General features: G+C 71.4%; 16 protein-coding genes. 9 read left to right on the top strand and 7 right to left on the bottom strand.

What is annotated here, in order from left to right:
- Nucleotides 1-93: 93 nt before the first annotated feature.
- The 4 genes from AB0O15_RS18815 to AB0O15_RS18800 are packed head-to-tail and all read left to right on the top strand — an operon-like array spanning nucleotide 94 to nucleotide 4,343.
- Nucleotides 94-2,157 carry a cytochrome c oxidase assembly protein gene (locus AB0O15_RS18815; protein ID WP_364319923.1) on the top strand — a complete coding sequence of 688 codons (2,064 nt, stop codon included), beginning with the start codon at nucleotides 94-96 and terminating at the stop codon, nucleotides 2,155-2,157.
- Nucleotides 2,084-2,653 carry a copper chaperone PCu(A)C gene (locus AB0O15_RS18810; protein ID WP_364319922.1) on the top strand — a complete coding sequence of 190 codons (570 nt, stop codon included), beginning with the start codon at nucleotides 2,084-2,086 and terminating at the stop codon, nucleotides 2,651-2,653. Before AB0O15_RS18815 ends, AB0O15_RS18810 begins: the two co-directional genes overlap by 74 nt.
- Nucleotides 2,650-3,783, top strand: coding sequence for a Dyp-type peroxidase (locus AB0O15_RS18805; protein ID WP_364319920.1), 1,134 nt, complete (start codon nucleotides 2,650-2,652; stop codon nucleotides 3,781-3,783). Before AB0O15_RS18810 ends, AB0O15_RS18805 begins: the two co-directional genes overlap by 4 nt.
- Nucleotides 3,780-4,343 carry a copper resistance CopC family protein gene (locus tag AB0O15_RS18800; RefSeq protein WP_364319918.1) on the top strand — a complete coding sequence of 188 codons (564 nt, stop codon included), beginning with the start codon at nucleotides 3,780-3,782 and terminating at the stop codon, nucleotides 4,341-4,343. Before AB0O15_RS18805 ends, AB0O15_RS18800 begins: the two co-directional genes overlap by 4 nt.
- 30 nt (nucleotides 4,344-4,373) lie before the next feature.
- Here the strand turns inward: AB0O15_RS18800 and AB0O15_RS18795 are convergent, their stop codons facing one another.
- The gene (locus tag AB0O15_RS18795) at nucleotides 4,374-5,165 is read right to left on the bottom strand and encodes a methyltransferase domain-containing protein (protein WP_364320482.1); all 792 of its coding nucleotides are present in this window, start codon (nucleotides 5,163-5,165) and stop codon (nucleotides 4,374-4,376) included.
- A 199-nt stretch (nucleotides 5,166-5,364) separates the two neighbouring features.
- Here AB0O15_RS18795 and AB0O15_RS18790 point away from each other — a divergent pair, with 199 nt between their 5' ends.
- The gene (locus AB0O15_RS18790; protein WP_364319916.1) at nucleotides 5,365-6,342 is read left to right on the top strand and encodes a serine/threonine protein phosphatase; all 978 of its coding nucleotides are present in this window, start codon (nucleotides 5,365-5,367) and stop codon (nucleotides 6,340-6,342) included.
- Here the strand turns inward: AB0O15_RS18790 and AB0O15_RS18785 are convergent.
- A complete protein-coding gene (locus AB0O15_RS18785) occupies nucleotides 6,336-7,391 on the bottom strand; it encodes an NADAR family protein (protein WP_364320480.1) in 1,056 nt (351 codons plus the stop codon). The two genes, AB0O15_RS18790 and AB0O15_RS18785, sit on opposite strands and share 7 nt — an antisense overlap.
- Nucleotides 7,392-7,706: 315 nt before the next feature.
- Here AB0O15_RS18785 and AB0O15_RS18780 point away from each other — a divergent pair, with 315 nt between their 5' ends.
- From AB0O15_RS18780 to AB0O15_RS18770, 3 genes are all read left to right on the top strand, one after another.
- Nucleotides 7,707-11,300 carry a hypothetical protein gene (locus tag AB0O15_RS18780; RefSeq protein WP_364319914.1) on the top strand — a complete coding sequence of 1,198 codons (3,594 nt, stop codon included), beginning with the start codon at nucleotides 7,707-7,709 and terminating at the stop codon, nucleotides 11,298-11,300.
- A 30-nt stretch (nucleotides 11,301-11,330) separates the two neighbouring features.
- On the top strand, nucleotides 11,331-11,897 hold the full coding sequence (locus AB0O15_RS18775; protein ID WP_364319912.1) for a HEAT repeat domain-containing protein: 567 nt from the start codon (nucleotides 11,331-11,333) through the stop codon (nucleotides 11,895-11,897).
- A gap of 63 nt (nucleotides 11,898-11,960) precedes the next feature.
- Nucleotides 11,961-13,355 (top strand): M36 family metallopeptidase, encoded by a 1,395-nt coding sequence (locus tag AB0O15_RS18770; RefSeq protein ID WP_364319910.1) that lies wholly within the window; start codon nucleotides 11,961-11,963, stop codon nucleotides 13,353-13,355.
- Here the strand turns inward: AB0O15_RS18770 and AB0O15_RS18765 are convergent.
- The 4 genes from AB0O15_RS18765 to AB0O15_RS18750 all read right to left on the bottom strand — a co-directional run bounded on the left by AB0O15_RS18765 (nucleotide 13,352) and on the right by AB0O15_RS18750 (nucleotide 19,105).
- On the bottom strand, nucleotides 13,352-15,340 hold the full coding sequence (locus AB0O15_RS18765) for a transglycosylase domain-containing protein (protein WP_364319908.1): 1,989 nt from the start codon (nucleotides 15,338-15,340) through the stop codon (nucleotides 13,352-13,354). The genes AB0O15_RS18770 and AB0O15_RS18765 overlap by 4 nt on opposite strands.
- 182 nt (nucleotides 15,341-15,522) lie before the next feature.
- A complete protein-coding gene (locus AB0O15_RS18760; protein WP_364319906.1) occupies nucleotides 15,523-16,305 on the bottom strand; it encodes a helix-turn-helix transcriptional regulator in 783 nt (260 codons plus the stop codon).
- Nucleotides 16,274-18,460: a bifunctional diguanylate cyclase/phosphodiesterase gene (locus AB0O15_RS18755; RefSeq protein ID WP_364319904.1), complete on the bottom strand. Its 2,187-nt coding sequence runs from the start codon at nucleotides 18,458-18,460 to the stop codon at nucleotides 16,274-16,276. The genes AB0O15_RS18760 and AB0O15_RS18755 overlap by 32 nt, the downstream gene beginning before the upstream one ends.
- A 207-nt stretch (nucleotides 18,461-18,667) precedes the next feature.
- The gene (locus tag AB0O15_RS18750; RefSeq protein WP_364319902.1) at nucleotides 18,668-19,105 is read right to left on the bottom strand and encodes an RDD family protein; all 438 of its coding nucleotides are present in this window, start codon (nucleotides 19,103-19,105) and stop codon (nucleotides 18,668-18,670) included.
- Between the two features lie 76 nt (nucleotides 19,106-19,181).
- On the opposite strand from AB0O15_RS18750, the gene AB0O15_RS18745 reads away from it, so the two are divergent.
- The gene (locus AB0O15_RS18745; RefSeq protein WP_364319900.1) at nucleotides 19,182-20,183 is read left to right on the top strand and encodes an LLM class flavin-dependent oxidoreductase; all 1,002 of its coding nucleotides are present in this window, start codon (nucleotides 19,182-19,184) and stop codon (nucleotides 20,181-20,183) included.
- On the opposite strand, the gene AB0O15_RS18740 is transcribed toward AB0O15_RS18745, so the two are convergent.
- Complete coding sequence (locus AB0O15_RS18740; protein ID WP_364319898.1) at nucleotides 20,160-20,336, bottom strand: hypothetical protein; 177 nt, start codon at nucleotides 20,334-20,336, stop codon at nucleotides 20,160-20,162. The genes AB0O15_RS18745 and AB0O15_RS18740 overlap by 24 nt on opposite strands.
- Between the last annotated feature and the right edge of the window lie 27 nt (nucleotides 20,337-20,363).

Genomic DNA, 20,363 nt, shown 5'->3' with positions numbered 1-20,363 from the left:
TCGATTCTCCGGCACAAGGTGATCGCTCCATCGGTCGTCGGAAGGCGTTCGTGAGTTCCCAGGAACTTTTCATCGGGTTCCGGACGACTGTTCATGGTGCGCGCAGAAGTGAAGACCGCCGGGGCCGTGGCCGGGGCGTCCGTGGCCGCCCAGATCGCGGCGCTGGTCGCGGGGGGCGCGGTGGACGACGCCGTGCTGCCCGGCCTCCCGAGCCCGGGCCCGGTCACCGAGTGGGCGCTGCCCGCGGTCACCATGCTGGCCAACGCCGCCGGTGTGCTGGCCGTCGGTCTGACCATCACGGCGGCGTTCCTGCTGCCGGGGGACGGGCCGAGCGTGGCCGCGCACGGCTGGGTGGCGTTGCGCCGGGCCGGCGCGGCGGCTCTGGTGTGGGCGGTCGCGTCGCTGGCGCTGGTCGTGCTGACCGTGTCCGACGTCCTGGGCGTGCCGGTCGCGCGGCTCAGCGGCGCCGCCGTGGTCAGCTTCGCGACCTCGATCTCCCAGGGCCAGGCGCTGCTCGTGCAGGCCGGCCTCGCGCTGCTGGTGGTCGTGCTCTCCCGGGCCGGTGTCTCGCGCGGGGTGGCCGCGGCCGCCGCTCTCACGGCGATGGCCGCGGTGCTGCCGCCCGCGTTCACCGGTCATGCCGCGTCGGCCGGCGACCACCAGCTCGCGGTGACGAGCTTGGCCCTGCATGTGTTGTCGGCCTCGGCCTGGGTGGGTGGTCTGGCCGGGCTGCTGACGGTACGCCGGCATCGGCGCTTCGCCGGCACGGCGGCCCGGTACAGCCGCCTCGCCCTGGCCTGCTTCGTCGTCGCGGCGGTCAGCGGGGTGGTCAACGCGGCGGTGCGCCTGGAGCACTGGCCGGCCCTGTGGACGTCGCGGTACGGCGTACTCGTCATGCTCAAGGTGCTGGCGCTGGTGGCCGTCGGCGTGGCCGGGGCAGCCCACCGCGGCCGCACCCTGCCTCGGCTGCGAGCCGGTGCCCCGTACGCCTTCCTGCGGCTGGCGGCCGGCGAGCTGGTCGTGCTGGGCGCCACGATCGGGCTGGCGGTGGCGCTGTCACGCAGTCCCACGCCGGACGAAGACCCGCTCGCCCGGCCCGACCCGCTGGTCGAGCTGCTCGGCTTCACCCCGCCCGGCCCGCCGAGCGCGGCGCGGATGTTGGGCGACCCGTTGCCGGACATGTTCTTCCTGACCGCGGCGGCCGCGGGCATCGCCTGCTACCTGATCGGCGTGCTGCGGCTGCGCCGGGCGGGGCACACGTGGCCGCTGAGCCGCACGGTGTCGTGGCTGGCCGGCCTGCTGCTGCTCGCCGCGATCACCTGCCTGGGCGTGGCCAAGTACGCCTACGTCCTGTTCAGCGTCCACATGGTGCAACACATGGTGCTGTCCATGGCGGTGCCGATCCTGCTGGTCGGCGGCGCGCCGGTGACGCTGGCGCTGCGGGCGTTGCGCCGACCGGCCGATCCACAGGTGCGCGGCGCGCGCGAGTGGCTGCTGGCGGTGACGCACAGCCGGGCCCTGCGAGGGCTGACCCATCCGCTGGTGGCCCTCGGGATCTATGTGGTCAGCCTGTACGGGCTCTACTTCGGCGGCTGGCTGGGCACGCTGATGCGGTACCACCTCGGGCATCTGGCCATGCTGGTGCACTTCGTGCTGGCCGGCTATCTGCTCTTCGGGGTGCTGATCGGGGTCGACCCGGGCCGCCGCCGCCTTCCGGCGCCGCTGTTGCTGGGCGTGCATTTCCTGGCGATGGCCGCGCACGCGTTCTTCGGCTTCGTGCTGCTCCAGTCCACCACGGTGATCGGGGCGGACTGGCCATCCGCAGCCCCGCCACCACCCTTTGACCTGGCTGAAGGCTGGTTTGCTGCCGTACACCCGGCCTGGGCCTCTGATCTGCTGACCGACCAGCGATTGGGCGCGGGGCTGGCGTGGGCGTTCGGCGAGATCCCGGGCGTGATCGTGCTGCTGCTGTTGGTGCGCCGGTGGATCCGGGCCGACGAGCGGGAACAGGCGCGGGTCGACCGTACCCTCGCAAAATCGGTTTTGCCGGGAACTTCGCGCGAGCTGGTCACGACCAACGGGCATGCGAACTCAGAAGCTGGCGACGATCATCCTGACCGCGACGCTCGCGAGCCTCGGCCTGACGGGTTGCGGTGACACCGGTGCCACGGCGGGCGGCACACCGGCGACCACACCGTCCGCCGGAGCGGTTGCCGCCTCGGCCCTGACCGTGAAGGACCCGTGGGTGAAGGCCTCGAAGGCCGGCGTGATGACGGCCGCGTTCGGGGTGCTGGTCAACGACACCGACGCCGACGTGACCGTGCGGGGCGCGGAATCGCCCGCCTCGCCGATGGAACTGCACGAGATGACCATGAAGGACGGCAAGATGATCATGCGGCCCAAGGAGGGCGGCTTCGTGATCAAGGCCAAGAGCACCCACGAGCTGGGGCCGGGCGGCGACCACCTGATGCTGATGAAGCCCGCGCAGGACATCGAGGCCGGCGACGAGGTCGCGTTCACGCTCGCGCTCGCCGGTGGGGCGAAGGTCGAGTTCAAGGCGATCGCCAAGCCGTTCGCGGGCGCCGGGGAGAGCTACGACCCGAGCATGCAGATGCCCTCGTCCGGCATGCCCATGTCCCCCATGGCGAAATGACGACCCGCCGTGGGCTGCTGGCCGGTGGCGCCGTCGCCGCCGGCCTCGGCGCCCTGACGACACCTTCTCCGGCTTCGGCTTCCGTTGATGTCGGCACGGCCATCATTCCCTTCCACGGCCCACGCCAGGCCGGGGTCACCCAGGACCCGCCCGCGCACGCCGCGTTCGTGGCCTTCACCCTGGCCGCCGGCACCGACCGGCGCGGGCTGGGCCGGATGATGCGGCTGCTCACCGACGACGCGGGCCGGCTGACCCAGGGCGTGCCGGCGCTGGGCGACACAGACGCGCAACTGGCCGTGCTCCCCGCCCGGCTGACCATCACGTTCGGCTTCGGTCCCGGCCTCTACCGGCGGGCCGGGCTCACCTCCCCGGTCGCCGACCTGCCCGCCTTCACCATCGACCGGCTCGAGAAGCGGTGGTCCGGTGGCGACCTGCTGCTCCAGATCTGCGCCGACGACCCGCTGACCGTGGCACACACCCAGCGCATGCTCATCAAGGACACCCGCCCGTTCGGGACGGTGCGCTGGGTGCAGCAGGGCTTCCGGCGCAGTCCCGGCGTGCAGGCGCCCGAGCACACCCAGCGCAACGTGCTGGGTCAGCTCGACGGCACCGCCAACCCGCGCGGCGCGGTCATGGACACCGCGGTGTGGAACCCCGACGGATCAACCACCGCGGTGGTACGCCGGATCCGCGCCGAGATCGAGAAGTGGGACCTGCTCTCGGTCACCGACAAGGAGCTGTCGGTCGGGCGCCGGATGGACACCGGGGCGCCGCTGAGCGGCCGGGCCGAGCACGACGAGCCCGACTTCGTCGCCCTGGACGCGTCCGGCCTGCCGGCGATGCCCGACTTCGCGCACGTGACCCGGGCCCACGTCACCGATCCGGAGCTGAAGATCCTGCGGCGGCCGTACAACTACGACGGCGCGCCGAACGCGGCCGGGCAGCCCGACGCCGGCCTGATCTTCGCGGCCTTCCAGCGGGACATCGCCCGTCAGTTCGTACCCATCCAGAAACGCCTCGCCGACAAGGATCTGCTCAACGAATGGATCACGCCGATCGGGTCGTCCGTCTTCGCCATCCCGCCGGGGTGCGCGCCCGGCGGCTGGATCGGCGAGCAGGTGCTGTCGTGAGGCGGGCCCGCGCCGCGGCCGGGCGCGCGGCGGTCGGGCTGGCCGCGGTGGTGGCGGTCCTCCTGCCGGGCACGCCGGTCTGGGCCCACACGTCGCTGGTGTCGGCCGACCCGGCCAAGGACGCCACGCTGGCCAAGGCGCCGTCGGCGGTGACGCTGGTCTTCTCGCAGAGCCTGAACCCGGACTTCACCACGATCGTGGTCAGCGACACGGCCCGGCGCCGCGTGCCGGCCGCCCCGCCGTCCATCCAGGACGGCGCCGGAACCGTTGCGCTGAGCGGGGCGCTGACCAACGGCGCCTACACGGTCGCCTATCGCGTGGTGTCCACCGACGGGCACACCGTGCAGGGCTCGTACGTCTTCACCGTGGCCGACCCGGCCCAGCCCGCAGCCGTGACGCCGTCGGCGGCGGCCGCCGCTCCCCCGGCGCCCGCGGACCGCGGCCGGCCCGCGCTCGTTGTGGCCGGGCTGGCGGCGCTGGCCGTCGTGCTGGCCGCCGCGGCGTGGTGGCTCGTCATGCGCAGGCGAGCGGCGGCCGGCCGCCCGCCCACGCCCGCGTAGGGACGCGGGACCTCGCGTGCCGGAAAACGGTCAGCGGGGCTTGCTGCCGGCGACCGCCCACATGGTCAGCACGAGCAGGAACGTGCCGTCCGCGGCGGCCTGCTCCACGACCTCGAAGAGAGCGTCGAGCCGCTCGCCCAGCGCCCCGGCCATCGCCGAGGTCCGCTGCAACGGAACCAGCCGGGACGCGGCGGCCACGTCGGTGTGGACGACCGTGATCGGCTCGGCCCGGAGGTCGGTCAGGCCGGCCCGCACCATGCGGCGGCGGAGGGTACGGCCGGAGGACATCGCCTCGGCGGCCCGGAGGGCCGACACCGCCTTGATCGCTTCCCGCACCACGTCGCTGAAGCCGGCCGGGGAGCCGTCGACCAGCAGGCTCTCGAAGTCGGTGTCGATCAGGCACAGGCGGCCGCCGGGGCGCAGCACACGGGTCATCTCGGCCACGGCGCGGTCCGGGTCGGTCAGGTGCTGGAGGACGCGCTCACTGCGTACCCCATCGAACTGGCCGTTCTCGTAGGGAAGGTCGCACACGTCGCCGACCTCGTACTTGACCCGGCTGCCGTCGTGCCCGCGGGTGGCCTCGGCGACCGCGTCGGCCGAGAAGTCCACGGCCGTCACCTCGGCGCCGGGCAGCAGGGCGGCCAGCTCGCGGGCGGCCTCGCCGTTGCCGGAACCGGCGTCGAGGAGGCGCAGCTCCCCCGTTCCGAGCTCCCACAGGTCGAGGGCGGTGGCGCGCACCCGGGCGATGTCCGGCGAGGCGGCGGCGATGGCCAGGTAGTCGCGGAGGTACTGCGGCTGGGCCTTGTCACTGAACGTAGGCATGCTCACGGCAAGACCGAACGGCCAGGCGTCGCCCGCGTTCAATCGTTGGGCAAAAACCCTTGATCGCTGCACTGTCGTGCCCCTTCACGGAACGCATCCTCGACCGGGTGCGCAGCGCTTCACCGTCCGCTGACCGCCGGGCTTCCGCGACCGGGCCCCGGCCCGGTCGCGGAGCGCTGCGGGCCGTAGATTCGTCGGCGTGCCGGACGATCATCAGGACCGTTCCCGGCGGCACGCCCGGGTCGCCGGTGCGCTGGCCGCGATGAGCGACGCCGAGGTCGGCACGCTGGCGGCGGCGGCGGAGGGGCGGGCCGGCGGCGTCGGCGGGCACACCGGCACAATCGAGGTCGGCGGGGTGCCGGTGTTCGTCAAGAACGTGCCGGTGACCGCGCTCGAGCTGGCGCACCGGCACAGCACGGCGAACCTCTTCGGCCTGCCGATGCACTACCACTACGGCATCGGGTCGGCCGGGTTCGGCGCCTGGCGTGAGCTCGCCACCCACGAGCTGACCACCGGGTGGGTGCTGTCCGGGGCGTTCGCCGGGTTCCCGCTGATGTACCACTGGCGGGTACGGCCACACCCGCCCGAGCCGGTCGACGTGGAGCAGTGGGACGAACACTGGCACCGCTCCCCCGCCATCCGGCGGCGTCTGGTGGCGCTGGCCGAGGCGCCCGCGGTGGTGACGCTGTTCCTGGAGCTCCTGCCGTACACCATGGATCGGTGGCTGACCGAGCGCTCTGCCGACCCGGAGTGGGCCGACGCGGGGTCGACCGGCGCGGGGTCGACCGGCGCGGAGTCGGCCGGCGCGGAGTGGGCCGACGCGGAGTTGCGGCGCGGCGCGGCGTTCATGCGATCGCACGGCCTGCTGCACCTCGACGCGCACTTCCACAACCTGCTGACCGACGGGCATCGGGTCTATTTCGCCGACTTCGGGCTGGCGCTGCACGAGGGCTTCGACCTCGACGCCGAGGAGGCCGCGTTTCTGGAGCGGCACCGCGGCTACGACGCCGCCTACGTCCGCGCGCACCTGCACCACTGGCTGGCCCGGCACGACAAGCCGGCGATCGCCCGGAACCGGGACGTCGCGGCCAGCACGCTCGACTTCTGGCGCCGGCTCGAGGCGGACCGCCGGACCCCGTACCCCGCCGAGCAGATCGACCGGGCCGCGGATCAGTAGAAGCCGGCCTGCTCGGCCGCCAGTTCGGAGCGGATGACCTCGAGCAACCGGCCGATCCAGTTGGTGCCGCCCCGGACCCAGTAGGCCGAGTCGTGGTCGCTGTAGATGATGCGGGCGTCGCCGGTGGCCAGCAGGGTTTCGCCGAGCGCGGGGTGCTGGACGTACTTCGCCCGCATCAGCGCCGCCATCACCGCGAGCCGCGCCACCGGCCAGTTGTCGCGGCGCGGCGCCTCCTTGGCCAACTCGGCCGCGTCGTGGACGCGCGGGGCGACGGCGATCCGGTTGTGCGTCTCCTCGTCGCTGGTCGACAGGGCCCAGTAGGCGTGGGTCACGGTCGGATAGGTGTGGCCGTCGACCGTGATGACGGCCGCGTAGTCGTTCTGCAGCACCTGGATGCCGGGGTCGGCCGGCCAGCCGTTCGGGTAGTAGTGCCGGGACAGCGTCAGGGTGGCCCGCTCGGCCTGCTCGGGGCCGTCGGCGGGAACGCGAGCCGTCCACTCGGCGATGCCGCGGCCCCGCTTCCGGAAGTACTCGACCGCCCGCTCGTCCCCGTCGATCAGGGCCTTCAACGGCTGGTCCTTCCGGTCCATGTCGCCGAGGGCGTAGACCCGCAGGTGCTCGGGGATGGCCAGGTAGCGGTCGCGGACGGCGAGGCGGTTCGCCTCGGTCGGGTCGCCCAGGTACGTCTCCACCGCCATCAGGCACCGGCCGGTCGAGTCCGGGCGGTCGTTGAGCCGGTCGATCTCGTCGGCGACCTCACCGACCAGCATGTCCGCGTCGAGCCAGCCCCGCGGCTCGGCGAACCGCCAGGTGCCCACGTGATGGGCCGACGCGAGCCCGCCCTCGTCGAGCGAGGTGGCGACCCGGCCGTTACGCAGTTCTGCTTGCAGCCCGTCCAGATCGGTGAGGCCGCTGCCGGTGTCGATCGCGCCGTCGGCGTAGACGACGAGATCGGAGAGCAAGTAGTGCCCGCCGTTGCGGATGAAGACAGGCCGCCAGATGCCTTCGACCCGCAGGCCGTCGACGTCGCGATAGGTCCGCCGGGACATGGTCACCGGCTCACCGTAGTCGGCTGCCCGTTAGGGCAACTGCGGCTGCCTTCATGCGAGTGCTCCCGGACTACCTCCGTCCCGGAAGCGGTCCGACCCTGGAGTCAGTGCACGCTCGAGAGAGCGAGGTCGGCGATGCGGGAGAACACTCAGGACCAAGAACCGGAACGCTCGGCTTCGCCTGCTTCCCGAACTCACGGCGGCCAGGCGCCCGAATCGGTGGCGGAGGCGCGCGGCGCACCGGCACGAAGGCCGTTGAGCCTGGGCGCCGCACAACGAATCCAGTCCGCCGCGGGTAACCGGGCGCTGGCGGGCATGATCGCTCAGCGCCGCGCGACCGCTCAAGCGCCGGCCGCCCCGGCGACCGAGAGCTCGGTCCAGCCCGCCGACCAGGTCGCGGAGCACGACACCACCACACCGGCCCAGCGTCTGGCCGGGCCCGAAGCCGCCGCCCCGCCGGAGGACCCCGCCACCGCCGGCGTTCATAATCCGGGCACAGAGAGAACGAACGTTCTTTCTCTCTCGGCGGACACGGGCACCGCGGACACGGGCACCGCGGCCGCGCCGCCGGCTCCGGTGCAGCGCCTGTCAGAACCGCCCACCTCCGCGCCCCCAGCGGTGCCGGTGCAGCGCCTGTCACGGCCGCCGGCCACGGCGTCACCGAAGTTCGCGGCGCTGAAGTCGGACGTGAAAGGTAAGCAGAACACCCTCGCCGCCCACCCACCACCGGCGTCGAAGGCCAACGCCGCCCAAGCCGCCGCCAAGCCGCCCGCCGATGACAAGCAGGCGCAGGGCAAGGCCGCGAACGCCGAGAAGATGAACGCCGCCCAACCCGGCGCGTTCGACAAAGCCGCGTTCATCGCCGCGGTCAACAAAGCCATCGCCGACCAAGCGCCCAAGAACTTGGACGAGGCCGACACCTTCGGTGACTCCGGCAAAGCCGACGCGGTCAAAGGCCAGGTCCAGGGGCAGGTCGGGCAGGGTAAGGAACAGTCGGCCAAGCAGATCGAGACCACCACCAAAGCCGCCCCCGACACCTCCGCGGCCAAAGAAAAACCGGTCACCCCGCTGGCCAAAGACCCACCCCCGGCGAACCCCGGCGCACCCAACCCGGACAACGCGGTCCCCGACAAAGCCCCCGCCGCCGCAACCGACTTCTCCGCCGGACCGGCCCAGGTCAACCAGGAGATGGCCGGCGCCCAAGTCACCGAGGAGCAACTCGCGAAGTCGAACGAGCCGGAGTTCACCGGGGCCCTCAAGGAGAAGAAAGCCGGCGAACAGCACGCCGCGACCGCACCCGGGCAGGTGAGGGCGGCCGAGAACCAAACGCTGAGCGATGCGAAGGCGGACGCGAAGGGGACCGCCGCCGGGTCGGTCGAGGCCATGCGCGGGCAGAAGGCTGCCGCCAACAACGCGGTCGGGCAGGGCCAGCAGGGCGCCCAAGGCAAGGACGAGTCGAAACGGGCGCAGGTCACCGCGAAACTGCAGACCGTCTTCGACGCCACCCAGAAGGACGTCGAGAGCATCCTCACCGGCCTGGACAAGAAGGTCGACGACGCGTTCAGCTCAGGTGAGAAGCAGGCTAGAGACTCGTTCACCGCTGAGCACAAACGGAAGATGGACGAGTACAAGGACAAGCGGTACTCGGGTTTCACCGGGAAGCTGAAGTGGGTCAAGGACAAGTTCGCCGGCCTCCCGGACGAAGCGAACCAGATCTTCGTCACCGCCCGGCAGGGTTACGTCACCAAGATGCAGGGCGTCATCTCCAATGTCGCCGACGTCATCGGCGGGGAACTCAACCGGGCCAAACAGCGCATCGCCACCGGCCGCCAGCAGTTGCAAGCCGAGGTCCAGAAACTGCCCGCCGACCTGCAAGCCGTCGGTAAAGAAGCGGCCGGGGAGTTCTCGGGGAAGTTCGACGAACTGACCGAGTCCGTGGACGCCAAGGGCAAGGAACTCGTCCAGACCCTGGCCACCAAGTACAACGAAGCGTTGAAGTCGGTTGATGCGGAGATCGAGGCCGAGAAGGAGAAGAACAAAGGCCTGATCGCCAAGGCCGTCGACGCCGTCAAGGGCGTCATCGACACCATCCTCAAGCTCAAGGACCTCCTCCTCGGCGTCCTGGCGAAGGCCGCCCAGGCGGTGATGGCCATCCTGAAGGACCCGATCGGCTTCCTCGGCAACCTGGTCTCCGCCGTCGGCGCCGGCCTGAAGGCGTTCATGAACAACATCGGGTCGCATCTGAAGAAGGGTCTGATCGGCTGGCTGCTCGGCAGCATGGCCAACGCCGGCATCCAGCTCCCCGACAAGTTCGACCTGCGCGGCATCCTGTCCATGATCGCGTCCCTGCTCGGCCTCACCTGGGGTGCGATCCGCGGCCGGATCGTGCAGAAGGGCGTTCCCGAGCAGGCGATGACCGCGGTCGAGGCCGGTGTCCCGATCGTGGCGAAACTCCAGTCCGGGGGTGTGGCCGGCGCCTACGAGGAGATCAAGGACCAGGTCGGCGACCTCAAGGAGAACCTGCTCGGCAAGATCTCGCAGTATCTGATCCCGACCGTGCTGATCGCCGGCATCACCTGGATCATCAGCCTGCTCAACCCGGCCAGTGCGTTCATCAAGGCCTGCAAGATGATCATCGACATCGTCACGTTCATCATCGACCGCGGCGCCCAGATCATCGAGTTCGTCAACGCCGTCCTCGACGCGGTGATCGCCATCGCCGGTGGCGGCGCGGGCGGCGTACCCGCATTGATTGAAGGGGCCCTGGCGAAGTCGATTCCGGTGTTGATCGGGGCGCTGGCCGCGATCCTGGGAATCGGTGGCATCGCCACCAAGGTCAAATCCTTCTTCCAGGCGTTGTCGAAGCCGGTGATGAAGGCCGTCGACTGGATCGTCGGGAAGATCGTCAAGCTGGGCAAGGCCATCTGGGCCAAGCTCAAGGCCAAGGCGAAAGGCAAGGGCAAGGACGGCAAGACCGGCCCGGACGGCAAGGCCGACCCAGCGGCGATCCGCGCCGGAGTCGTTCAGGACCTGCGTACCCGCGCGCCCGACGGAACCGAGGCCTCGAAGGTGCGTGCGGCCGCCACCGCCGTCTACGGGATCTGGCAGCCACGCGGCCTGAAGAAGCTCGAGGTCATCCACCGCACGTCCGGCAAGCCGGGGTACGACGTCTACGTCACGGCCAGCCCGCGCACCAAGGTGTACGACGTCGACGTGAACCTGGAAGCCGACCCGCGCACCGGGCAGGGTCACTTCGACGAGACGCAGCCGTTCCGCATCCCGCAGGACGTCCAGCTCGACCAGAACATCGCCACCCGGGCCCAGGGATCGCTGTCCTGGCCGCAAGACCTGGGCAAGCTCCGCGTGGTCCGCAGCGCGCGGCAGTACAGCGGGTCCTGGTACTACGCCGAGCACGACGATGGCACCAAGTTCATGTCGCGCCGCGAGCTGGACCGTGCGCTCAAGGCGAAGGGTACGCCGACCGATTCCAAGGGGTTGGGCCAGCACGCCGAGGTCGTAGTCATGGAGGCTCTGAAGGGCCACCTGCCCGAGGCGGAGCAGTTCAAGCAGACCTTCGACTACTCGCCGCTCTGCTGGTTGCAGATGAACGTCACGCGCAGCCCCTGCCCCTCGTGCGCCCCGGCGATCATCAGATACCGGGACGAGGCCAAGGCCCGGAACTGGGACATGAAGGTTCGAGTCTCGGCGGTCTCCCTCTGGCACACGTCGCCGACCGACAGCGCCGCCGGCGAGGCGGCCGTCCATCAACTGCAGGCGGCGGGCATTACGGTGACGGTGCACCAGTTCACCAAGGAACAGACCGAGAAGCTCGCCGCCGAGGACCCGAAGCTGGCCGCGCTGCTGGCGGCCCGGGCTGACGAGCTTATCGACGTCATCCTGGGTGGCTGACCCCATCGGGACTCAAACAGAGGAGATGCCTTGCCCACGCTCAACGTCGTGCCGCGCGACAGCGTGTCGTTCGAACGCTTCGACGAGCTTGCCACCGGGTACGGCTGGCAGCTCGACCAGGACTCCGTGGCCGCCGCGCGGATCGCCGACGCGTCGCCGGAGTGGTCGTGGACGGTGGACGGCGGGACGGTGACGCTGGTGCAGGACAGCGCCCTGAAGCGGCCGTTCCTGATCGTCGACGCCGACGACCCGCAGCCGATCGCCGACCGAATCACCCGCGACGTGCCGTGCTTCACGCTCCCCGAGATCGTCGAGACGGTGACGTCAGCCAGCACGCCGGAGGAGCGGATCTCGGCGTTGCGCCTGCTGGGCGCGGCAGCGCCGGCCCAGATCGACCAGACCATCGTGGACGCGATCCAGGACAACGCCGCGCGCTCCGAGCCTCGGGTACGTCTCGCGGCGGTGTCCGCCTCGAGCCGGCTGCGGTGGCCGGTCCTGCGGCCGGTGGTCGCCCAGGTCAGCGAGAGCGACGAGAGCGAGGCGCTTCGCGCGGGCAGCTCGAACATTCTCGGCCTGACCCGCTGGGACCGCGGGTAGGCCGGGACAGCTTTCCGAACGAAACATTTCCATCGGTCTCCGCGCGGTCTAGCATCGGCGGCTGTGAACAAACTGAAAGCGGTTGTACCCCTGGTCATCGCCGGGTTAGTCACGGCAGCGGCGGCGAGCCCGGCAAGTGCGGCCCCATCCCTTCCCGACGATCTGCGTCAGGTGCAGGTGCGCCAGTCGCTGCTCGGCACCCACACCTGGTACCAGCAGCTCTACCAGGGCATTCCGGTGCTCGGCGGTTACTACGCCACGCACACCGAGAAGAACGCCAAGGCTCCGGTCGTCACCGACGGCCGCAAGCAGGTCACCGGCCTGGCCACCCGATCGGCCGGGATCTCCGGCGACCGGGCCAAGTCGGCGGTCGCGGGCCGGCTCAAGCGGCAGCCGGCCGGCGCCCAGCTGATGGTCGTGCCGGGCAGCCCGGCCAAGCTGGCCTGGGTGACGCTGACCGCGTCGCCCGGCGGCACCGTGCGGTCGGTGCTCGACGCGAGCTCCGGCGCGCTGCTCAAGGAGGAGCGCACGATCCGCCACGCGGACGGCAAGGGGCGCGTCTTCGACCCCAACCCGGTGGTGAAGTTGCAGGACGAGTCGCTGGACGACCAGGACGACGCGGCCGCGGCGATTCCCGCGAAGGCGTACCGGAACGTGACGTTGACCCACCTCAACCGTGGGAAGACCACCCTGCAGGGCGCGTACGCGAACAACATCAGCGCCAATGCGGTCACCTCGCCGCGGCGGGTGTACAAGTTCGACCGGGAGAACGATCACTTCGAAGAGGTGATGGCGTACTACAGCTTCACCGAGACGCAGAAGTACATCCACAACCTGGGCTTCTCCGACGTCAACAACGAGCCGCAGGACTTCCGGACCACCGGGTTCGAGGACGACAACTCGTACTACGACGACTCGGACGACTCGATCACCTTCGGCACCGGTGGCGTGGACGACGCCGAGGACAACGAGGTCATCTGGCACGAGTACGGCCACGCGATCCAGGCCGACCAGGTGCCCGACTACGGTCTGTCCGAAGAGGCCGGCGCGATCGGCGAGGGCTTCGGCGACTACTGGGCGGTGACCATGTCGCAGGCCACCAGCCGCGACACCCGGGTCACGCCGTGGGCCTGCGTGATGGACTGGGACGCCACCTCGTACACCTCGGACGAGCCGCACTGCCTGCGTCGCACCGACGGCACCAAGGTCTACCCGGCCGACCTGGACGGCGAGGTGCACGACGACGGCGAGATCTGGTCGCGCGCGCTCTGGGACATCAACTCCTCGCTCGGCCGGCGCAACGCCAATCGGGTGATCCTCGAGGCGCACTTCTACTTCCCGCCGGACACCGACATGCCGACCGCGGCCAACCTGACCGTGATCACCGCCCGCGCGCTCTACGGCGCCGGTGCGGCCGCCAAGGTCAAGGCCGCCTTCCAGAACCGCGGCATCCTCTAACCGAACGCCAGTGAGGGCGACGGCGGGATGAACGACGGGTAGCCGCTGTCGCGCGCAGCCGTATGCAGGGTGCGCGCGACGGCGGTGACCACCCGGGACTCGACCGCGTGGCCGACGTGGTCGGACGGGTCCCGGGGATCGTTCGCGATGCCCGCCGCCACCACCGCGGGCGTGAACCCGACGAACGTCTCGGTGGCGTTGTCCTCGGTGCTGCCGGTCTTGCCCGCCACCGGGTGACCGTCGAAGATCCCGGCGACCTGCGGCGCGGTGCCACCGTCGCACTGGTGCCAGGCGCTCTGTTCGCCGACCGGGCAGCGCGCGGCGTCGGCCGCGGCCCGGGCCACGTCCGGCGGCAGGGCCTGCCGGCAGTCGTCGGCGACCGGCACCTTCGCTCCGCGGGCGTCGGTTATCGAGCTGACCGGGGTGGGCGGGCAGTACTTGCCGTCCGCCGCGATCGTGGCGTAGGCCGAGGCCAGCTCGAGCGGTGTCGTGTCGGCCACGCCGAGGGTGAACGACCCCCAGCCGTCGGGTGCGGCCGCGAGCCGCGCGTCGGCCGGCGCCGAGAACGAGATGCCGAGGTTCTTCGCCTGCGCCACCGCCGCGGCCGGTCCGACCTGCTCCTCCAGGTGCACGAAATAGGTGTTCACCGACCGGCCGAACGCGTTCCACATGGTTCGCGGCCCGTCCATCCAGGCCGGGTTGCCGTTGCCCGGGCAGTACCGGCCGCCGCAGTTGCCCGGCCCGTCGTCGGACCAGGGCGTGACCAGCCTGGCCGGCGCGTCGAACCCGGTGTTCAGCGGCATCCCGGCCTGGAGCGCCGCCAGCATGGTGAACAGCTTGAAGGTCGAGCCGGACGGGTAGCCGTGCACCCCACCGCCGCCGCTGATCAGCGGGTCGACGGTCTCGCCCTTGGCCGTGCCGAAGCGGCGGTTGACCGCCAGCGCCAGCACGTGCCCGGTGCCGGGCTGCACGACGGCGATCGGCAACGCCTTGCGGTTGCCGTTCGAGTAGACCGTGCGGGCCTGCGCGGAAGCCGCTTTCTGCACCGCCGGGTCGAGGGTGGTGACGATCGAGTAGCCGCCGGTGCGCAGGTTGCCGAGACGCGGCTGGGCGGCCCACCACCGTTGCAGGTAGTCGCAGAAGAAGTCGGTGCACCCACTGGCCCGGGCCGTGCCGGTGAAGGTGAGTTTCCGGGCGGCCGCGGCCGTCGCCTGGGTCTGGGTGATCATTCCGGCCCGGACCATCGCGGCCAGGACGTAGAGCTGGCGGGATCGCGCCTGAGCGCGGTCGCCGGTGACCGGATTGTCGGAGTCGGGCGACTGGAGGACGCCCGCGATCAGGGCGGACTGGGCGAGAGTGAGCTTCGCCGGCGAGACGCCGAAGAAGCGCCGGGCGGCGGCGTCGATCCCGTAGGCGCCGTCGCCGAAGTAGGCGATGTTCAGGTAGTTCTCCAGGATCTGCTGCTTGCTGAGCTGCTGCTCGAGCTCGACCGCGTATTCCGCCTCGCGCAGCTTGCGGGCCGCCGTGTCCGCCGTCGCGGACGCCCGCTCGGCCGGCGTCAGCGCCGGGTCGTCCTTGAGCGCGTTGCGCACCAGCTGCATGGTCAGCGTCGACGCGCCCTGACCGGCGTGGCCCGAGCCGGCGTCGGCGACCAGCGCCCGCAGCACGCCCCGCGGGTCGACGCCGCCGTGCTGGTAGAACCGGGCGTCCTCGGCCGCCACGATCGCCTGTCGCATGACCGGAGCGATGGCCGCCAGGGCGACATCGTGGCGGTCCTCGTCGTAGAAGGTCGCTATCAGGGTGTGTCCGTCGGCGGCGTAGACCCGGGTGACCTGATCCGTGACCGGGTCGAGCACCTGCTGCGGGAGGGATGGCCGCCGCACCCGGGTGACCGCGCGGGCCGCCAGGCCGACGGGCACGGCCGCCGCGACGGACAACACGGTCACCAGGATGAGCAGGCCTCCGAGCCTGGCCAGAGCACGCATGCTCCCAGGCGTACACCCGGAATCTGAGATCTGGCTGTCAGTTGATCGCCTCGGCGAACAGCCGGCCCAGGTTGGCGGTGCCACCGGCGACCAGTGCGGTCTTGCCGGCCAGGGGCTTGTCGGTAGTCATGAGATCGGCTTTCCCCGCGGGTCAGGCCCGATCCGCGCCCGGAGTTGCGGTGCTAGCGCCGATAGTTGCGGGGGCTCATGCCGTACTCCCGCCGGAAGGCCGCGGCGAACTGTCCCGGGCTGAGGTAGCCGCAGGTGATGGCGATCTGCTGCACGCTCTGCCCGGTGCCGCGGAGCAGCTCGGCGGCGCGGCGCATCCGCAGCCGGGTCAGGTAGCGGTGCGGGGTCATCCCGGTGGCCTGGCTGAACATCCGCAGGAAGTGGTACTTGCTCATCGCCGCTTGCGCGGCCAGGTCGTCCAGGGTCAGGTCGTCGCCGAGCCGAGCGTGCAGAAGGTCGATCACCGAGGCGAAGTCGCCGGTCCGTCCCTCGGCCGGCGGGCGGGCCAGGTGCATCGTCATGGCCTGCGCGACCGAGTCGGCGTACAGCGCGGGCGCGCCCTCCCGCAGGGCCCGGGCCAGGACCCAGGCCGACGCGGTGATGTAGGGGTCGTTCAGGTCGAGCGTGTCCATCGGGGCGGCGCCCGCGGGGATCAGGTCGGCGGCCAGGCGCAGGTGCAGCGACTCCAGCGGCGGCCCGGCGTGCGCCCGCCAGCGCAGCCGATCGGTCTTGCCCGGCACCGTGACGCCGACCGAACCCGGCCGATACACCGCACGCCGCCACGACCGCCCCTGCCGGCTCTCGATCTCGTAGTTGCCGCCGGTCACCAGCACGAGCAGCAGGTCGGTCCGCGCCGAGGTGGCGAACTCGGCCGTCGGCGGGTCGCGGTAGACCTCGGCGTGGACCGATCGCCAGCCCAGGTGGTCACTGGACCGCAGCAAACGTGAGGGCAGCATCCCTCGATGGTGCCATCGGATCGAGCACCGGCCGACCGAAGTGGTAGCCCTGCGCCAGCCGGTAGCCCAGGCGGTGCAGTTCGGCCGCCTGCTCGGCGGTCTCCACCCCCTCGGCCACCGTGGCCAGGCCGAGCCCGTTGCCGATGTCGATCAGCGAGGAGGCGATGACCGCGTGCCGACCGGCCTTGGTGACGTTGTCGATGAACGACTTGTCGACCTTGAGGATGTCCACCGGCACGCTCTGCAGCAGACCCAGCGACGAGTGACCGGTGCCGAAGTCGTCCAGCGCCACCTGCACGCCCTGGGCCCGGATCTGGTGCAGCGCCTCGACCGCGCGGCCACCGGTGAAGACGGCGGTCTCGGTGACCTCGATGGCCAGGGCCGAGGCGGGCAGCCCGCTCGTGGCCAGCGCCTCGCGCACGGTGTCCGGGAAGCCGGGCTGGGCGAGCTGGCGGGCCGACACGTTCACGCTGATCTTCGGCGGCGCCGCCGGACCGTGCTCCCGGCGCCAGCCCGCGGCCCGCAGGCAGGCGGTACGCAGGATCCACGCGCCCAGCTCGACGATCAGGCCGTTGCGCTCGGCCACCGGGACGAAGTCGTCCGGGCCGACCAGGCCGCGTTCCGGGTGCTCCCAGCGGACCAGCGTCTCGACCGCGGCCAGCCGGCCCTCGGGCAGCGTCACGATCGGCTGGAAGACCAGCCGGAACTGCTCGGCGTCGAGGGCGGCCCGCAGTTCGGCGCCCAGCCGCGCCTCGGCGCCGGCCCGCTCGTCCAGGCCCGGCTCGTACGCCCGGTGCCAGGCGCCCTCGTGCTTGGCCGCGTACATCGCCACGTCGGCCCGGCGCAGCATCTCGACCGGGTCGTCCAGGCCGGCGCCGTCCGCGCTGCCGATGCTGGCCGAGGCCAGCAGGTCGTGCTCGCCCACCCGGATCGCCTCGTGCAGCGTCCCGGCCAGCCGGTCGACCACCACCGGCAGGTCGCCGGGCCGCGCGTCCGGCAGCAGCACCGCGAACTCGTCGCCGCCCATCCGCGCCACCACCGAATCGGGGTGCACGGCGTTGCGCAGCCGCCCGGCCAGGACGGCCAGCAGGCGGTCGCCGACCGCGTGCCCGAGGTCGTCGTTGATCTCCTTGAAGCCGTTCAGGTCGAGCAGCAGCACGGTGGGGCGGCCGCCGGCCAGCGCCTCGCGGACCGCCTGCTCGAACCGGCGGCGGTTGGCCAGGCCGGTCAGGTCGTCCCGCATGGCCAGGTCGGCGAGCTGGCCGGACTGCCGCTGCACGGTCGCCACGAAACCGGACATCCGCCCCACGACCAGCAGGAACAGCACGATGCCACAGGCGCCGACGGCCCACCGGGCGAGCTGCTCCGCCCCGACCGACGGGACGAACAGCAGCCCGGGCGCCAGCACCGCGGTGATCGCCAGCAGGACGAGCCGGCGCCGGGTCATCCGCACGTCCGGCTCTTCGCCGGCCACGGAGCCACGCATCGAGGGGTGCAGCGCGGCCGCGGCCCAGCACACGTAGGAGATCAGGAACCCGGCGTCCAGGACGGAGGGTTGCTGATCGGAGTAGAGCGACAGCACCGCGAAGGTGACGTCGGAGGCGAGCAGCAACAGGGTGGCCAGGCCGAGCAGGTGCGAGCTGGGCGAGCCCTTCCGCCCGTTGGTGGCCAGCCCGGCCAGCAGGAAGAGCATCATCGTGTCGCCCGCCGGATAGGCCACGCCGATCAGCCGCTCCAGCGTCGAGGCGTCCGAGTCGGCGGCGATCGGCTGGATCACGAAGATCCACAGCATCAGCCCGAGACTGGTCGCCACGATCGAGGCGTCGACCAGCCCCGCCCCGGTCCGGCGCTGCCGCACCAGCATCAGCAGACCCACGACCATCATGGGGTACGCGCTGAGATAGAACGCGTCGGCCAACGAGGGGTACGGCTCCTGATGCAGCACGTGCTCGTAGAACTCGTAGGTGAGGTCGCCCAGCACCCAGACGAAATTCCCGGCCGCGAACCACCACCACATCGCCGCGCGCTCCGGCCGGTGGATCCGGATCCCGGCCACGATCGCACCGACCGAGGCCAGCCCGATCACGTCGTAGGCGATATCCTGGGGCAGCCCGTCGGCGAGCAGGCACCACCCACCGATGGCGAGCAGACCCACCGCCAGCCACCCCAGCCACACTCGCCCGTACCGCACATGGGTGCCATCGGCAGCGGACCGTCAAACCTGAGCGACCGGCACGCCCAGCCGGTCGAGCGGCCGTCGCCGCAGTGACGCCCGCCACCACGAGGTGTCGTGCTCCGGCCTCGCGGAAGTTCGCGGCGAGCGGGCCCCGCGGGCGGTGCTCGCCACCTGATCTGCCGTCGATCAGGCCCGGACGACCAGCGTCTTGGCGGCCAGGTCGCCGAGGCGCTGACGCTTCTGGCTGGCCAGCACGATGATGAAGCCGACCAGGTTGCCGAGGAGGCCGTCGACGATGCGCAGCAGCGTGCGGATGGTGGCCGGGCCGAAGCCGGGCGGCGTGACGCCGTCCTCACGGACCACCCGGATGCCGGTGGCCATCTTGCCGACCGTCCGGCCCAGCAGCCCCTCCAACAGGATGTAGTAGGCCAGGGCCACGACGAAGAGCACCACGCTGCCGCCGGGCGACAGGGTGGTGAGCTGGAAACTGGACGATTCGACCGTCGTCCCGAACAGCGAGGTCGCCAGGTAGCCGAGCACACTGAAGATCAGGCCGTCGATCAGCGTGGCGACCACCCGGCGCCCGGTCACGTGCACATCGAGAGCGTTCCCCGTAACAGACACGATGTCTCCTCATCTCCTATGTGGACCTGCCCGGGTTCCCCCGTACCCCGACGATCTTCCGGGCTAACGTGAGGACGTGGACTCGCGACCGCTTCGCAAGCTGGGTTTCCTCACCATCGGGTTGTTCGACGAGAACGACCCGGCGGCCGGGCACGAGGCGACGCTCGAGCTGATCCGGCTCGGTGAAGACCTCGGCTTCGACAGCGCCTGGCTGCGCCACCGGCACCTGCAGTTCGGCATCTCGTCGCCGGTGGCCGTGCTCGGCGCGGCGTCCCAGCGCACCAGCCACATCGAGCTGGGCACCGCGGTGACCCCGCTGGGCTGGGAGAACCCGCTGCGGCTGGCCGAAGACCTGGCCACCCTCGACGTGCTCTCCGGGGGCCGGATCAACCCGGGCATCAGCGTCGGTCCGCCGATGCGCTGGGACGACGTCAAGGACGTGCTCTACCCGGACACCGCCGGGGCCGAGGACTTCACCTACCGGCGGGTGGAAAGGCTGCTCTCCTTCGTACGCGGTGAGCAGGTGACCGACTTCCGCGGCCGGGTCGGCTTCGAGGACTTCGCCGACCGGGTCCAGCCGCACTCCCCCGGTCTCGGCGCCCGCATGTGGTACGGCGGCGCCAGCCTCCGCTCGGCGCGATGGGCCGGCGAGCACCGGATGAACTTCCTGACCAGCAGCGTGGTGCGGGCCGAGGAGTCGGACGACTTCGCCCAGATCCAGCTCTCCCACATCCGGGCGTTCCGGGCCGCCCACCCGGACGGCGACCGGGCCCGGGTGTCGCAGGGGCTGGTCGTGATCCCGACCGACAGCGCGTCGCCCGAACAGGTCAACCGCTATCGGGAGTACGCGGCCACGCGGCTGCCGCGCACGACGACCCCGCAGGGCCCGGCCCGGATGATGTTCGCGCCGGACATCGTCGGCCCGTCGGCCGAGATCGCCGAGCGCCTGCACGCGCAGGCCGCCTTCCGCGAGGTCGACGAGGTGGCCTTCGCCCTGCCGTTCACCTTCCGCCCGGACGACTACATCCAGATCCTCACCGACATGGCGCAGACCTTAGGGCCGGCCCTCGGCCGCTGACCTGAGCGTCTCGATCACCCGGGCGGGGGCGTCGCCGTCGAGGCCGGCCGCCGGATCGGCACGGAGCCGGGCCAGCTCGGCGTCGAACCGGGGACCGGCCCGGCGGACCGCGTTCACCGCGGCCGGCCGGACCAGCGAAAATGGCGGGACCACGGAAAGGACCTCGGACAACTATCCTGT

The sequence above is a fragment of the Actinoplanes sp. NPDC089786 genome, from assembly GCF_040684855.1.
GTDB lineage: Bacteria > Actinomycetota > Actinomycetes > Mycobacteriales > Micromonosporaceae > Actinoplanes.
Note: the sequence above shows the minus strand (reverse complement) of the source record. Positions and strands in the feature narration are given on the sequence as shown.

Coding starts and splice junctions, on each gene's coding strand:
- AB0O15_RS18815 (WP_364319923.1), top strand. CDS start 94: ATGGTGCGCGCAGAAGTGAAGACCGCCGGGGCCGTGGCCGGGGCGTCC.
- AB0O15_RS18810 (WP_364319922.1), top strand. CDS start 2,084: ATGCGAACTCAGAAGCTGGCGACGATCATCCTGACCGCGACGCTCGCG.
- AB0O15_RS18805 (WP_364319920.1), top strand. CDS start 2,650: ATGACGACCCGCCGTGGGCTGCTGGCCGGTGGCGCCGTCGCCGCCGGC.
- AB0O15_RS18795 (WP_364320482.1), bottom strand. CDS start 5,165: ATGCCTACGTTCAGTGACAAGGCCCAGCCGCAGTACCTCCGCGACTAC.
- AB0O15_RS18785 (WP_364320480.1), bottom strand. CDS start 7,391: ATGTCCCGGCGGACCTATCGCGACGTCGACGGCCTGCGGGTCGAAGGC.
- AB0O15_RS18780 (WP_364319914.1), top strand. CDS start 7,707: ATGATCGCTCAGCGCCGCGCGACCGCTCAAGCGCCGGCCGCCCCGGCG.
- AB0O15_RS18765 (WP_364319908.1), bottom strand. CDS start 15,340: ATGCGTGCTCTGGCCAGGCTCGGAGGCCTGCTCATCCTGGTGACCGTG.
- AB0O15_RS18760 (WP_364319906.1), bottom strand. CDS start 16,305: ATGCTGCCCTCACGTTTGCTGCGGTCCAGTGACCACCTGGGCTGGCGA.